Source organism: Methyloceanibacter sp. (assembly GCF_050999895.1).
Lineage (GTDB): Bacteria > Pseudomonadota > Alphaproteobacteria > Rhizobiales > Methyloligellaceae > Methyloceanibacter.
This window is the reverse complement of the sequence record NZ_JBPCOU010000043.1, coordinates 1-13,134: the sequence shown is the minus strand read 5'-3', so window position 1 is coordinate 13,134 and position 13,134 is coordinate 1. Positions and strand designations below refer to the sequence as shown.

At 62.7% G+C, this 13,134-nt stretch carries 13 protein-coding genes and 2 pseudogenes; 4 read left to right on the top strand and 11 right to left on the bottom strand.

Features of this window, described 5'->3' with window-relative positions:
- Positions 1-216: 216 nt before the first annotated feature.
- From ACR2J1_RS04275 to ACR2J1_RS04265, 3 genes are all read left to right on the top strand, one after another.
- A complete protein-coding gene (locus tag ACR2J1_RS04275; RefSeq protein WP_434018103.1) occupies positions 217-708 on the top strand; it encodes a hypothetical protein in 492 nt (163 codons plus the stop codon).
- 175 nt (positions 709-883) lie between these two features.
- Positions 884-1,225 (top strand): hypothetical protein, encoded by a 342-nt coding sequence (locus ACR2J1_RS04270; RefSeq protein ID WP_434018102.1) that lies wholly within the window; start codon positions 884-886, stop codon positions 1,223-1,225.
- A complete protein-coding gene (locus ACR2J1_RS04265) occupies positions 1,180-1,953 on the top strand; it encodes a Clp protease N-terminal domain-containing protein (protein WP_434018104.1) in 774 nt (257 codons plus the stop codon). Before ACR2J1_RS04270 ends, ACR2J1_RS04265 begins: the two co-directional genes overlap by 46 nt.
- A gap of 67 nt (positions 1,954-2,020) precedes the next feature.
- On the opposite strand, the gene ACR2J1_RS04260 is transcribed toward ACR2J1_RS04265, so the two are convergent.
- The 3 genes and pseudogenes from ACR2J1_RS04260 to ACR2J1_RS04250 form a co-directional block, all read right to left on the bottom strand.
- Positions 2,021-2,809, bottom strand: coding sequence for a succinate dehydrogenase iron-sulfur subunit (locus tag ACR2J1_RS04260; protein ID WP_434018101.1), 789 nt, complete (start codon positions 2,807-2,809; stop codon positions 2,021-2,023).
- 206 nt (positions 2,810-3,015) lie between these two features.
- Complete coding sequence (locus ACR2J1_RS04255) at positions 3,016-4,287, bottom strand: response regulator (RefSeq protein ID WP_434018100.1); 1,272 nt, start codon at positions 4,285-4,287, stop codon at positions 3,016-3,018.
- Positions 4,194-4,622 (bottom strand): annotated as a pseudogene (locus ACR2J1_RS04250) (CHASE3 domain-containing protein); the annotation flags it as partial. The gene ACR2J1_RS04255 and the pseudogene ACR2J1_RS04250, both read right to left, overlap by 94 nt.
- A gap of 319 nt (positions 4,623-4,941) precedes the next feature.
- Between ACR2J1_RS04250 and ACR2J1_RS04245 the strand changes: the two are divergent.
- Positions 4,942-5,289, top strand: a complete 348-nt coding sequence (locus tag ACR2J1_RS04245) for a response regulator (protein ID WP_434018099.1) — start codon at positions 4,942-4,944, stop codon at positions 5,287-5,289.
- 34 nt (positions 5,290-5,323) lie between these two features.
- Here ACR2J1_RS04245 and sdhA read toward each other — a convergent pair whose 3' ends face one another.
- From sdhA to ACR2J1_RS04205, 8 genes and pseudogenes are all read right to left on the bottom strand, one after another.
- Entirely contained in the window at positions 5,324-7,180 is a 1,857-nt protein-coding gene (gene sdhA, locus ACR2J1_RS04240) for a succinate dehydrogenase flavoprotein subunit (protein ID WP_434018098.1), read from the bottom strand.
- 5 nt (positions 7,181-7,185) lie between these two features.
- Positions 7,186-7,560 carry a succinate dehydrogenase, hydrophobic membrane anchor protein gene (sdhD, locus tag ACR2J1_RS04235; protein ID WP_434018097.1) on the bottom strand — a complete coding sequence of 125 codons (375 nt, stop codon included), beginning with the start codon at positions 7,558-7,560 and terminating at the stop codon, positions 7,186-7,188.
- A gap of 2 nt (positions 7,561-7,562) precedes the next feature.
- Complete coding sequence (gene sdhC / locus ACR2J1_RS04230; protein WP_434018096.1) at positions 7,563-7,967, bottom strand: succinate dehydrogenase, cytochrome b556 subunit; 405 nt, start codon at positions 7,965-7,967, stop codon at positions 7,563-7,565.
- Between the two features lie 658 nt (positions 7,968-8,625).
- Complete coding sequence (locus ACR2J1_RS04225; protein ID WP_434018095.1) at positions 8,626-9,144, bottom strand: superoxide dismutase family protein; 519 nt, start codon at positions 9,142-9,144, stop codon at positions 8,626-8,628.
- A gap of 364 nt (positions 9,145-9,508) precedes the next feature.
- Positions 9,509-10,576 carry a MaoC family dehydratase gene (locus ACR2J1_RS04220; RefSeq protein WP_434018094.1) on the bottom strand — a complete coding sequence of 356 codons (1,068 nt, stop codon included), beginning with the start codon at positions 10,574-10,576 and terminating at the stop codon, positions 9,509-9,511.
- 223 nt (positions 10,577-10,799) lie between these two features.
- Positions 10,800-10,889 carry a pyrroloquinoline quinone precursor peptide PqqA gene (gene pqqA / locus ACR2J1_RS04215; RefSeq protein ID WP_045363338.1) on the bottom strand — a complete coding sequence of 30 codons (90 nt, stop codon included), beginning with the start codon at positions 10,887-10,889 and terminating at the stop codon, positions 10,800-10,802.
- A gap of 150 nt (positions 10,890-11,039) precedes the next feature.
- Positions 11,040-12,701, bottom strand: coding sequence for an OFA family MFS transporter (locus ACR2J1_RS04210; RefSeq protein WP_434018093.1), 1,662 nt, complete (start codon positions 12,699-12,701; stop codon positions 11,040-11,042).
- 256 nt (positions 12,702-12,957) lie between these two features.
- Positions 12,958-13,134: pseudogene (locus ACR2J1_RS04205) on the bottom strand (NAD-dependent formate dehydrogenase); the annotation flags it as partial.

Genomic DNA, 13,134 nt, shown 5'->3' with positions numbered 1-13,134 from the left:
TGATCCTGCGAAGACCACCCGCGGGCACCGCACCCCGTCCCGCTTCACGACGCCTCATGAATGCGCCCCTCAGTGGACGAGGTGACGCGGAGTTTAAGGGAGGTTTGGAGGGCGGGGATAAGTTTTGTCCGCTGCCACGTTTCCTCCGCACATTGATGCGAGGCCTTGCGGACTCTACATCTTGGGCTTCATTCGCGCGGGGACGCGTCACAAGTGATGCGCATCGTTTCAGGTATCATTGCCGCGCTCGCCGTGAGCCTGCTCGTCGCCGCATGCGCAAACCCGCAGGCCACGCTGACGAACCTCACCGCCAGCGATCCGGCCGCGCCCTATCTCGGCATGACCAAAGCGGAGATCATCGCCTGCGCCGGAACGCCTCATGCCCGCATCGACAGCGGCGCAAACTCCGGAACCCTCACCTACCGCTATAGCGGTGCTGGCCCGGTTCCCGGCAGCGACCCACCCGACGACAAGAAACAGAAAAAGGGCATGTTCGGCGGCGGCCAGAAGAAAGAGAAAAAGGACTGGACCTGTACGGCAACGCTCGCCTTCGAGAACGACCGCCTCGTGCGGGTGCATTACGCGCATAAGGACGTGCGCAGTCCCTATGATTGGCAGGCGCAGAAGGATCCAAAAAAGAAGGAAGAGATGCGTAATCAGCCGCTACCGACCTGTGTTTTCTCGCTGCCACGCTGCCGCCGGACCTAAATAGCTTAGTCTCTCGCCACCAGCCATCGCCCTGCGAAAGCCGCTTGAATTTACCCCTCCCCATCCTATAGTTGTGTTTAGAACATAACTAACTCAATGGTTGCGTTGGAGGCGTTCATGAAGCGGCGAAGGCAACTGGCAAGATTCAACCCCTTTCGAGCAGGCACAGGCCCCGGTGGAGGCTTCCGACCCTCTGGCTGAAGCGCAAGCGCCGCCGGCCCTGAAGATCCACGAACCCCCGCAGGGGCACGCCGAAAGCACCTGGCAGCCGCAAGGCAACGGCGCGAGCCAAGACGGCGCGGCAAGCGCAGTCAGCAGCGGCAACGGGCATGATGCCGGCGAGGAGATGCACGAGGAAGCCACGGCGATCGACGAGCTAGAGCCGGGCGGCGCGCCAATCGACTTTGACTACAACGAACAGGTTCCCGGCTATGGCCGTCGGCTTCGGATTGCCTCAACCGCGCGCTCGGGATCGCCCGCAGCCTCAATCACACGAGCCTCAGCGCAGATCATCTGATGCTGGCCCTGACCATGGACCAGAACGCGCGGAGGCTCCTGGAGCGGGTCGGCGACATCACGCTTTGCGCGAAATGGCGAGAAGCAGCTTGGCGAGATGAACTGGAAATTCTCGCGCCCCGTGGGCCAGGAGAGCAGTTCCCCGCGCAGACGTCGGATCTGGAGGATGTACGCAAAATGGCCCTTCATGCCGCGTCCGAACGTGAGCAGCGCGTGGCGATCAGCGACCTGATCAATGCGTTCTCCCACGAGAACGGCCGCCTGACCTATGGCGTGCGCGAAAGCTTCGAGGGCGTTCCGGCGGTGATCGAGCGCATCGAGAGCGGACTCATGCCGCGTCTCGCCGAGTTCAGGGCGCGCCTGCAAACCGAGATCCGCGACACCGTGCAGCTGCAAGTCGGCAATGTGTTGCGCGATGTCGCCGAGCCGCAGCTCCGCGCCGCCGTGCAGCGCCAGCTTGCCTCCATGGGGGAGATCAACCGGCAGTTCCGCAGCGTTACCGAGACGCAGCTCAACAACCTGCTGCGCGACTTCAGCGAAAAGCTGAACGCCGAGATCGACGAGCCCGAGCCGGAGCCGGAACCTGAGCCGGAACCTGAGCCGACGGTCGCAATGCCGGTGAGCCCGACCGACAGCGCCGGCACCCATCCGGCCGTGGCGACGACCGCCACGCCTTCGAGCAATGGCGGCGGCGCCAAGCGCTATTGGAACTGGATGGCGCTTATCTGAAGGATCGTGAGAAAACGCTAGGAGAGCGAAAGGGATCGGCGGCGCCGGTCCCCTTTCTTGAGGCGCGCTATTCGCTGCGCTCGACCATCTTCCGCTTCAAGGACGATATCGCCTTGGCGGGGTTCAGCCCCTTGGGGCAGGCCTTGGTGCAGTTGAGAATGGTGTGGCAGCGATAGAGCCGGAACGGGTCCTCGAGATCGTCAAGGCGCTCGCCCTTCCGCTCGTCGCGGCTGTCGTCGATCCAGCGGCTGGCCTGGAGCAGGATCGCGGGACCGAGATACCGCTCACCGTTCCACCAATAAGACGGGCATGACGCCGAACAGCAGGCACACAGAATGCATTCGTAGAGCCCGTCGAGCTTGGAGCGCTCCTCGCGCGACTGCCGCCACTCCTTCGCCGGCGTCGGCGAATCGGTTTGCAGCCACGGCTCGATGGAGCGGAGCTGCGCGTAGAAATGCGTCATGTCCGGCACGAGGTCCTTGATGACGGAAAGATGCGGCAGCGGGTAGACCGGGATCGCGCCCTTGGCGTCGTCCGCATGCATGGTGCAGGCGAGCGTGTTGGTGCCGTCGATATTCATTGAGCAGGAGCCGCACACGCCTTCGCGGCAGGAGCGGCGAAAGGCGAGCGTCGGGTCGATCTTGTTCTTGATCCAGATGAGCGCGTCGAGGACCATTGGTCCGCACTCGTCCATGTCGACCCAATACGTGTCGAGACGCGGGTTCTCGCCCGTCTCCGGGTCGTAGCGATACACGCGATATTCGCGCCAGCGGTCCTTGACGGCGTCGCTCGCCGGCGGATTCCACGCTTTGCCCTTTTTGACCTTGGAGTTCTTGGGAAGGGTAAATTCGACCATCTAGGACCTGCTGCTCTTCTTCAGTCTTTCGTAGCACAGGGCGCGTGGAGGGCAAGTCTCGGCGAAGGTCAGGACAAGGTGGGTTGCGTGACAGGCGGGCGGGCCGCGCGCCGGCTCGGCTCAGGCTTCCTCCACATCGCTGACTTTGGCAGCATCGAGCAGCGCCCTGAGCTTACGGACGAGATCCTGCTGCGTGTAGGGCTTGTTCAAAAGATGCACGTCGGGTCGAGGCGGCCTTGATGCACGATGGCGTTTCTTGTGTAGCCCGTCGTGAACAGCACCGGGAGCTCCGGATAGATCTCCTTGATTTGTTGCGCGAGCACGCGGCCGGTCAGCCCGGGCAACACGACGTCGGTAAAGAGCACGTCGATGCGCGGCCTGCCCGCAACGATACCGAGCGCCTGTTTGGCGTCTGCGGCTTCCAGCACGCGATAGCCGAACTCCTCGAGCACGCCCTTGGCGTAGACGCGCACGCCTTCGTTGTCCTCAACGAGTAGTAGGATCGTCTCGCTCGCCTCGGCACGGGGAGCGGCGCCTCGTCTACGAGCGAATTGCCCGCGGGAACGGCATTGACGGCATCCGCCTGCACCAGACGCGGCAGGTAGATCTTCACCGTCGTTCCGTGCCCCTCTTCGCTGTAGATGCGGACATGACCGCCTGACTGCTTGACGAAGCCATGCACCATGGCGAGGCCGAGACCCGAGCCTTCGCCCGCCGCCTTCGTGGTGAAGAAAGGCTTGGAGACCTATCGAGCACGTCGGGTGAGATGCCCGTGCCGGTGTCGATGACGCACAGAACGACGTATTGCCGGACTCGACATCGCCGAAGCGGCGCGCATAGGCCTCGTCGAGATAGGTATTCGCGGTCTCGATGGTCAGGGAGCCGCCATTCGGCATCGCATCCTTGGCGTTCAGCGACAGATTAAGGAGGACATTCTCAAGTTGGTTCGCATCGGCGAGTGTGGGCCACAATCCGCCGCCGAGCACCGCCTCGACTTCGATCTGCGAGCCGAGGGTCCGCTTGAGCATGTCCAGCATGCCGGACACCAGCCTGTTGAGATCGAGCCGCGCCGACTCCAACGCCTGCCGCCGCGAAAAGGCCAAGAGGCGATGCGTGAGCTGGGCGGCACCCCACGCGCCTTTGAGAGCCGCCTCAAGCGGCTTGCTCAGCGTCACGGACGCGCCGCCCGCCATCTCGGCGATGAGCCGTTTCATGGTGTCGAGATTGCCGATGATGATGGTGAGCAGATTGTTGAAATCGTGCGCAATGCCGCCGGTGAGCTGCCCCACGGCCTCCATCTTCTGAGACTGCCGCAAGGTTTCCTCGGCATCGTGGCGAAGCTTCGATTCCCGCTCCAGTTCACGCGTGCGCTGGATAAGGCCCTTCACCGCCCGCCGCGTCGCGATTGCCAAGACGATCGCGAGCAGGGTGGCGGTAAAAAGAGCGAGCCCGATCGATCCCGCGAGGAGGAAGCGCACTTTGCCGGCGCTCTCCTGCCGCTGCGCGAAAAGCTGCCGCTCGCCATCGAGAACGCCGCTGATCTCGTTCCTGACGGCATCGAGGAGATCTCTTGTCGCTGGGGAGCAATTGCGGAGGCAGCATCTGTCTCGCCCGTCTTGGCGAGCGTCGTTGATTGGTTCAGCGCGGCCATCGTCGTATCGATCAGTGCGCTCAGCTGTTCTGCCCGGCCTTGGTGCTCAACATTGTCGCGTGTCAGAGCGCGGAATTTCTCAAGGTCCGTGGAAATATCTTTGGCGGCGGCGGCGTAGCGTTCGAGGTAAAGAGGGTCTTTGGTCAGGAGAATGCTGCGGTTTGAACTCGCGGCGCCCTAACGGACATCAGCAAGGCCTGGACGACCTGCTGGACCTCAACGGTGTGCAGGACCCACCGATCCGCCTCCCTGGCGCGAGCAAGAAGAAGCGCGACAGCGACCCCGGCGATGACGACGAGCCCGAATCCCACCGGGATAATGATGCGGGCGCTTCGCACCAACCGATCAGCTTTGAGGACTCGAGCCGGCAAGGGGCACGCCTGATACGGTTAAGGGAAATCGCAATGGCAGGGGGTTCCCGCCTACTGTAAAATTACGGTGACGCCTATGTTAGGCAAGCGGTTTGTGAGGCCCGGAACAAATGCCGCGTATTCTGGTCGTCGAAGACGAACCGCTGATTTCCATGTTGATGGAAGATTGGCTGCAAGAGCTTGGCTGCGAGGTCGCGGGCCCGGCGATCACCGAGCAAGCCGCCCTCGATTACCTTGGAAACGGCGGGCTCGACGCGGCGATACTGGACATCCATCTGGGCAATACGGACTCTTATGCGCTCGCGGACACGCTGCGCGAGCATGGCGTCCCGATCGCGTTTTCGACCGGAGATGGCGCACCCTCCGCCCCTGGCTTCGAGGATCTGCCAGTGCTGCACAAGCCGTTCGACTTCGACGCGATGAAGATCGTGGTCGGAAAGCTTCTCGCCAACCCTTGAGGCCGGCGCCGAGCGACCGGGCCGCTTCAGGCCGTCAGTACACGCGTTCCTTGGGCTCGATATAGGCCACCTCGTTGGACAGCGTGTAGCTGTGCACCGGGCGGAAATCGAGCCTGACCTCGTGCGTGCCGTAGTCTGCCCAGGACAGCGTGTGCTTCATCCAGTTAATGTCGTCGCGGGCGGGAAAATCCTCCCGCGCATGCGCGCCGCGGCTTTCCTCGCGCATCAACGCGCCTGACACGGTGACGGCGGCCTGCGAGATCAGATTGTCGAATTCCAGCGTCTCGATGAGATCGGTATTCCAGATCAGCGAGTGGTCCGTGGTCTTGAGATCCTGGCTTGCATCCCAGACCTGCCGGATGCCGCGCACGCCCTCCTCCAGCACCTCCCTGGTGCGGAACACCGCGCAATCGCGCTGCATGGTCTTCTGCATGCGGAAGCGCAGCTCCGCAGTCGGCGTGGAGCCGTCGGCGTAACGAAACTGGTCGAGCCGCGCGATCGCCTCCTCGCCGGCACCTTTCGGCAGCTCGGGGATGGCGCCGTCTTTGGTAATCAGCTCGGCGCAGCGGAGCGCCGCCGCCCGGCCGAACACGACGAGATCGATGAGCGAGTTGGAGCCGAGCCGGTTCGCGCCATGCACGGACACGCAGGCCGCCTCGCCAAGCGCCATCAGCCCCGGCACGATCGCATCGACATCACCGTTCCGCGGCGAGATCACCTCGCCATGCATATTCGTGGGGATGCCGCCCATATTGTAATGGCAGGTGGGGATGACAGGGATCGGCGCCTGCGTCACGTCCACGCCGGAGAAGATGCGCGAGGACTCGGTGATGCCCGGTAGCCGCTCATGGATGATATGGTGGGGAAGATGGTCGAGATGCAGATACATGTGATCCTTGTCTGGACCGACGCCGCGCCCTTCCCGGATCTCGATGGTGATCGCGCGAGAGACCACGTCGCGCGAGGCGAGATCCTTGGCGGAGGGCGCGTAGCGCTCCATGAATTTCTCGCCCTCTGAATTGCGCAGGAAGCCGCCCTCGCCGCGCACGCCCTCAGTAATGAGGACTCCCGCGCCGTAGATGCCGGTCGGATGGAACTGCACGAACTCCATGTCCTGGAGCGGCAGTCCGGCGCGCAGCACCATGGCGTTGCCGTCGCCGGTGCAGATATGAGCGCTCGTGCAGGAGAAATACGCGCGCCCGTAGCCGCCGGTGGCGAGGATCACCTGATGCGCGCGGAAGCGGTGCAGGCTGCCGTCCTGCATCGATAGCGCGACGATGCCGCGGCAACAGCCCTCGTCATCCATGAGGAGATCGATCGCGAAATACTCGATGAAGAACTCGGCGGAGTGCCTGAGCGCCTGGCCGTACATCGTGTGTAGCATGGCGTGGCCGGTCCGGTCGGCGGCGGCGCAGGTGCGCTTCGCCTGGCCTTTGCCGAACTCCATGGTCATGCCGCCAAAGGCGCGCTGGAGGATCTTGCCGTCGTCGGTGCGCGAGAAGGGCACGCCCCAATGCTCGAGCTCGTACACGGCCTCAGGCGCGTTGCGGCAGAGATATTCGATGGCATCCTGGTCGCCGAGCCAATCTGAGCCCTTCACCGTGTCGTACATGTGCCAGCGCCAATCGTCCGGCCCCATATTGCCGAGCGCGGCCGCGATGCCGCCTTGCGCCGCCACGGTATGCGAGCGCGTGGGGAAGACCTTGGTGATGCAGGCGGTGCGCAGTCCCGCCTCGCTGCATCCGACCACGGCGCGCAGTCCCGAGCCGCCGGCGCCGACCACGATGACGTCATAGGCGTGATCGTGGATCGGGTAGGCCCGGCCGTTGACATGGACCGTGTTATGCGGCAACGGCGGCGCGGCGTCCTTGGGTGTGGCGTCTTGGGGCATGATTGTCAGGCTCCGAGACTGATCTTGACCATGGCGTAGACGCAAGCGAGGCCTATGCCCCACGCGAAGAACGTCGCGAGCAGGATGAAGAGGATGCGCCGATATTCGTTATGCACATAGTCCTCGACGATCTCCCTCAGCCCGATGCGCATATGGATCGAAGCGGAGATGACGAGCGCGAGCATCGCGAGCGCGACCAGCGGATTGGCGAGATAGGACCGGACCTCCTCATAGCTCGACCCGACATGGGCAACGAGAGAGAAGATGAGAAAGATCACAAGCGGGATATTGGCGAGCGCGGTCACGCGCTGACGCCAAAATGTCTCGGTGCCGCGATGGGCCGAGCCGAGGCCGCGCACGCGTGCGAGAGGCGTGGCCATGCTCAAAACCCTCCCGCGAGAAAAGAGCCCCCGATCCAGATGAGGACCGTGAGTGTGATGGAGCCGATCAGGGTCGCCCAGGCAAAGACTTCGATGCTGACTTTGTCCAGGCCGGCGCCCGTGTCCCAGATCAGATGGCGGATGCCGCCAAGCATGTGGTGGATCAGCGCCCAGCTATAAAGGAACAGCAGGACCTGGCCCGGCAGGCTGCCGAAAAAGGCGGCGACATAGGAATATTGCTTGGGCCCTGCACTGACCGCGACGAGCCACCAGGCCAGCAGGAAGAAGCCGGTGGCGTTCGCCACGCCCGTGATGCGATGCGCAATCGACATCATCATGGTGAGCATCGGCCGATAGATGGAAAGATGCGGGGAAAGCGGCCGCCGCGCGAGTTTGCCGTTGCCCATCGGTTTTCGGTGTAAATGTTCTCCAGACGAGCCTTCTCATAACCCACTCATCCGCCAGGGGCAATCGAGGCGGTTGTCCTCCTTCCTTAAAGGAGGACGGGCCGGGAAGGGAATTTTCGTGTCGGCGGCGCCCCATCCGGCGCGGGACCAAGCACTGCTCGGAGGTCCATCCACTCACGCCTGGTGCGACGGAGGTCCATGAACCGCGCTCATCACGATGTTTAGACATCGCGCTCAACGTCGCCGGTGCAGCAGAAGCTGCGAGCGTTCTTTGTAATTCAAATCGTTTCCCGGCATGAGCGCCGTCAACAGCTGGACGAAGTTTACGATCATCGCGGCGAGATGGTCCGCTCCCGCCGAACCTCAATGTTGCCGCCCCCATCGGTCTGGCTTTCTATGAGGACGTGCCACTGGCAGCCGGCAAGAGGTCTTTTACATCTCCAAAATAGTTGTATATTGCAACCTATGCACGAGCCCCACCTTCGTGCATGTAAAACCCTGACTGCCTAAAAAGCCCCGCCCACCCTGCCGGGGCTTTTTCTTTGTTAGCTCGTCATAAACGCGCGGTGAAAGCCCGCCTAGTTCGCGAGGGAGCGATAAGTTCGAGCGCAGCGCGTTCTGCACGGAACTGCCACACCGAATGCGACAGCAGGCGGCGCTACTGCGCAATAACCCCGCAAGCGATGCGGTCGCCAGCATCGCCGGCCGGGTCGGTCTTGTAGTCGTCGGCCTTCGCGTGGACGACGATCGCCGCGCCGTCTTCGTCAAGGACGGCATTCTCGCCCTTCAGCCGGATTAGCGTGTTCAGCACTTCGACCTGGAGCTTTCCGTCAGCCGGGATTTCGAGATTGGGCATGTCGCCCGCATGCGGACCCTGCTGACTCATGATGCCGTGCTTGGCGTCATCGGGATTGAAGTGCGGCCCCGCCGATTTGAAGTCCGGCCCCTCGCATTTGCCGACCGCATGGATGTGAAAGGCGTGCACGCCCGCCGGAATGCCGCTGACGTCGAGCGCGATCAGCACGCCATTCGGCGTCTCCGTGAGCTTGGCGGTTCCGATCTCTGTCCCGTCGGCGTTCTTCAGCGTGGCGGACGCGGAGCCTTCCGCCAGCGCGTATGAGCTGAAGCCAATCACGGCGGTCAACGCAGCGGTGATGAAGATTGCTTTGCGTCCCATGACGGCTCTCCTGGTGTGACTCGTTCCGTTACAACAACGCGTAAATCGCGGGATGGTTGCCGGTCACGCGTGATCGAGGATTAGTGAGACGAGATGATTGGTTGAGTCAGGTCTTCGTCGCTACGTTTCTATCATGAGAAGCGGGAATTTGGTCCCGCTTGCAAAGACAACTTGAGGAGAATTGTGATGAAGAGTTTGTTCATGGCTGTCGCTTTGGTCGTCGCCTTCGCCGCGCCCGCAATGGCGGAGGGCTTCCCGAATCCGTACGCGACCTGCATGCACTGCAAATAGCCTGGCCTCGCACCAGGGTATCCGCTCCGGCCGGGGCAGGTACTTTGTCTTTGCTGCATTGGCTGATCCGCGCTCAGCGCGGGATGGCGGCCCAATAATCCATCTCTAGGACCACGCCGTCCGCGTGACTGCCGTCATCTTTGAGACCGGGGAAATCCGCGCAGGACCGGTCCTTGACCGCGAAAGTGCGCAGACGCAGCGCGCCCATATCGCTTCGCCCGTCGAGCTCGGCCTTATCCAGGATCTCGGTCCAGGCGTAGATCGTGTCGCCGGCGAAGGACGGCGCGACGTGCCGGGCGCCGTTCAGCCCAAGAATATGAAACGCGTTGGCAAGCCCGTTGAAGCTGAGCGAGCGCGCGATGGAGATGATGTGGCCGCCATAAACGAGGCGGCGGCCGAAGCGGGCTTTCGCCTCCACATGCTGGTTGAAATGCACGCGCGCGGTGTTCTGGAACAGCCGCGTGGCGAGCTGGTGCTCTGCCTCCTCGATGGTCTGTCCGTCGACATGGTCGATCTTCTCGCCGACGGCGTAATCGTTCCAGCGCCGCGACGAGCCCGCGAGCGCATAATCGTAGACGCCTAATTTCAGGGGTGGCAGCCCTTCGCCGAGTAGGCGCGGTTCGACGCTTTTGGCAAGTTCCGGAACCACAGGATCGGGGACTGGCGCGTCGACGTCGCGCTTATTGACCATCACCCAGCGCGCGAAGGTGAGTACCGCCTCGCCCTTTTGATTGCGGCCCGTGGACCGCACATAGACCGTGCCGTTCTTGCCGTTGGAGTTTTCCTTCAAGCCGATGATCTCGGTGGTCGAGGCGAGGGTGTCGCCGGGGTAGACCGGCCGCAAAAAGCGGAACTCGGCATAGCCGAGATTGGCGATGGCGTTGCGGGAGATGTCCGGCACCGTCTTGCCTATGACGATATGGAAGACGAGCAGATCGTCGATCGGCGAGCGCGGATAGCCGATGCTTTGCGCGAAGGCGTCCGAGGATTGCAGCGCAAAGCGCGAGCCGTAGAGCGCGGTGAAGAGGCTGACATCGCCGACCGTGACGGTGCGTGGCGTGGCGTGCACGATCTTCTGGCCGAGCTTGAAATCCTCGAAGAAATTACCGGCGATGGTCTTCTCAGGCGGCTTATCGGTCATGGAGGCCATGCGTTGAAAGGGAGTCGCCGGCGGACGCTCCGGCTGAGCGCGGACCATAAAATGCCCCGCGCGGCTTTGTCACCCAGAACGTGAGCGGCATAGGCTCAAAGATGCCGTCGGGCGCGATTAGGAGCGGCGCCCCAGAGGCTATGCAAAAGAAAATGGCGGCCCCGCTATCGCTAGGACCGCCATTTCCTGGAAATTCGAAAGATCGACGCTTAAATTAAGCGCGGTCCAGCTCGGCCGGGAGGTAGCTCGTTACTTCCATGCCTGCCTCGGACTCGGTGATCTCGGGCTTCAGCCACTCTTTCATGGTCGTCTCCTTCAGTGAACGTTCATTCGGTGAACTTACGAGATAAGATAATGGGGTCTGTGCATGAGACCCGCATGACTTCCCCATGAACGCGGCCGGAACTCCACATTAACAAATTCTGACAAACCAAGGCCCGGGGCCGCGAAATCCTTACTGGAAAAGGATCAGGGCCTTATCGAAAGTGATCCATACGCCCCAGGCGAGCGGGATGCCCACGGCCGCCCAGGCGAGGATTGCCTTCAGATCGAAAGCCTCGTTGGCAGCGCCGGGCGAGACGGCCTTGACCCGCTCCGCAGCCTTTCGATCGACGGCCTGCAATTCTGCTACCTCTTCGTCCTTCATGAACCATCTCTGGTGCAGTGGCCTGATAAGAAGGTTAGCGATGAAGCCGGCAACCAGCAGCCCGGCAAGCACATAGAAGATCGGGTCGTAAAGCTGATCCCGCGGCACACCCGCGGCGAGCCGCGCCTCTCGCATATAGTTCACGATCACGGGCCCGACGATGCCCGCGGTCGACCATGCCGTCAGCAGCCGCCCGTGAATGGCGCCCACGAACTGGGTGCCGAACATGTCGGCGAGATAGGCGGGCACGGTAGCGAAGCCGCCGCCATACATCGAGGCGATCAGGCAGAAGGCCCCGACAAAGAGCGCCAGGCTCTTCCACTCCGCGGCGAACGGCGCGGTTGCGTAGCAAAGGGCCCCGAGCGCGAAGAACGTATAATAGGTGAGCTTCCGCCCAAGCTTGTCCGACGACGAGGCCCAAAAAATGCGGCCGAAAATGTTGAAAAGGGAAATCAGCCCAACGAAGCCCGCGGCGACGAGCGCGGCCTGCTTGGCGAGGTTCGCGTCGAGTTGGACCTGATCGAAGCCGAGGCCGGGCTGCTTGACCAGCGCTCCGCCAAAAATCTCCTGCAGCATCGGCGAGGCGATGCCGATAATGCCGATGCCGGCGGACACGTTGAGGCAGAGCACCACCCAGATCAGCCAGAATTGCGGTGTCTTGTGCGCATCGCGCAGATGTACGTGCCCGCTCGCGATCATCGCCTTGGTGCTGGCGCGCTGGGTCCAGCCTTCCGGCTTCCAGCCGGGCGGCGGCAGGCGGTAGCCGAAGGCGCCGGCAAGCATGAAGACGAAATAGATGGCGCCTAGCGTCACGAATGTCTCCCAGACCCCGACGGAGTCAGGCGTGCGGAAGTGGTTCATCAACATCGTGGCGAGGGGACTGCCGATCATGGCGCCGCCACCAAACCCCATGATCGCCATCCCGGTCGCCATGCCGCGGCGATCGGGAAACCATTTGATGAGGGTGGAGACTGGCGAGATGTAACCGAGGCCCAGTCCCACGCCGCCGATAACGCCGGAGCCAATCCACATCAGCCAGAGCTGATGGGTGTAAACGCCGAGGGCGGAGATCAACAGACCCCCGCACCAGCAAAGCGCGGACACGACGCCCGCCTTGCGCGGCCCCGCTCTCTCGAGCCAGCCGCCCCACAGCGCGGCGGAGATTCCGAGAAAGACGAAGAACAGCGTGTACATCCAGCCGAGATCGGCGATGCGCCAGTCGCAACTGCGCGTGAACAGCGCCTGGATCAGCGTCATGTCGGGGCAGACGACGGACTGGTTGATGCCGATGGCGTGGCTTAACGGCAGCCAGAACACGCTGAAGCCATAGGCCATGCCGATGCAGAGATGGATGGCCAGCGCGGCGGGCGGGACAAGCCAGCGGTTGTAACTGGGAGGCGCGATGATCCGCGCTTTGTCCAGCAGACCCGGACTATCGCCCGCAGCCACAGTTCCTCCCGCACTCGTCATGCTCGTTTCCCCTAAAACCTCTTATAGGTGATGCGATGCCGCGCAGTCTGGCCGGGCTTCCCCGCCAGGGCAAGGCCCCAAAGCCGCTAAGACCCGCGCGTTTTTCGGTATCACAGCAACATGACAGCGAGCCGAACGGACCTGCCAGCGCCTGAGATGATGACCTTCATGCCGCAGATCCGAAAAGGCCACCGACCGCATGACGATCGGTGGCCCGTTATTGTTATCGGGCAATCGCGCCCAAGTCTGGCCGATGCTACGCGGCTTGCCCTGTATCCTTGGTCATGTCGCCCGACGTATAGGCATGGGCGCCGGCACCGGCGAGCTTGCCCTTGTCGACGATGAGATACTCGGTGCGGATCGGTTTCTTGGCGAAGAAATTCTCCAGGATCTCCCGCGTTCCGGCGGCGTAGCGCGTTTGCGCCGAGAGCGT

Bases quoted from the DNA above. Each gene is read 5' to 3' on its own strand.
- ACR2J1_RS04275 (WP_434018103.1), top strand. From the start codon at position 217: ATGCGCATCGTTTCAGGTATCATTGCCGCGCTCGCCGTGAGCCTGCTC.
- ACR2J1_RS04260 (WP_434018101.1), bottom strand. From the start codon at position 2,809: ATGGTCGAATTTACCCTTCCCAAGAACTCCAAGGTCAAAAAGGGCAAA.
- ACR2J1_RS04245 (WP_434018099.1), top strand. From the start codon at position 4,942: ATGCCGCGTATTCTGGTCGTCGAAGACGAACCGCTGATTTCCATGTTG.
- sdhA (WP_434018098.1), bottom strand. From the start codon at position 7,180: ATGCCCCAAGACGCCACACCCAAGGACGCCGCGCCGCCGTTGCCGCAT.
- sdhD (WP_434018097.1), bottom strand. From the start codon at position 7,560: ATGGCCACGCCTCTCGCACGCGTGCGCGGCCTCGGCTCGGCCCATCGC.
- sdhC (WP_434018096.1), bottom strand. From the start codon at position 7,967: ATGGGCAACGGCAAACTCGCGCGGCGGCCGCTTTCCCCGCATCTTTCC.
- ACR2J1_RS04225 (WP_434018095.1), bottom strand. From the start codon at position 9,144: ATGGGACGCAAAGCAATCTTCATCACCGCTGCGTTGACCGCCGTGATT.
- ACR2J1_RS04220 (WP_434018094.1), bottom strand. From the start codon at position 10,576: ATGACCGATAAGCCGCCTGAGAAGACCATCGCCGGTAATTTCTTCGAG.
- pqqA (WP_045363338.1), bottom strand. From the start codon at position 10,889: ATGAAAGAGTGGCTGAAGCCCGAGATCACCGAGTCCGAGGCAGGCATG.
- ACR2J1_RS04210 (WP_434018093.1), bottom strand. From the start codon at position 12,701: ATGACGAGTGCGGGAGGAACTGTGGCTGCGGGCGATAGTCCGGGTCTG.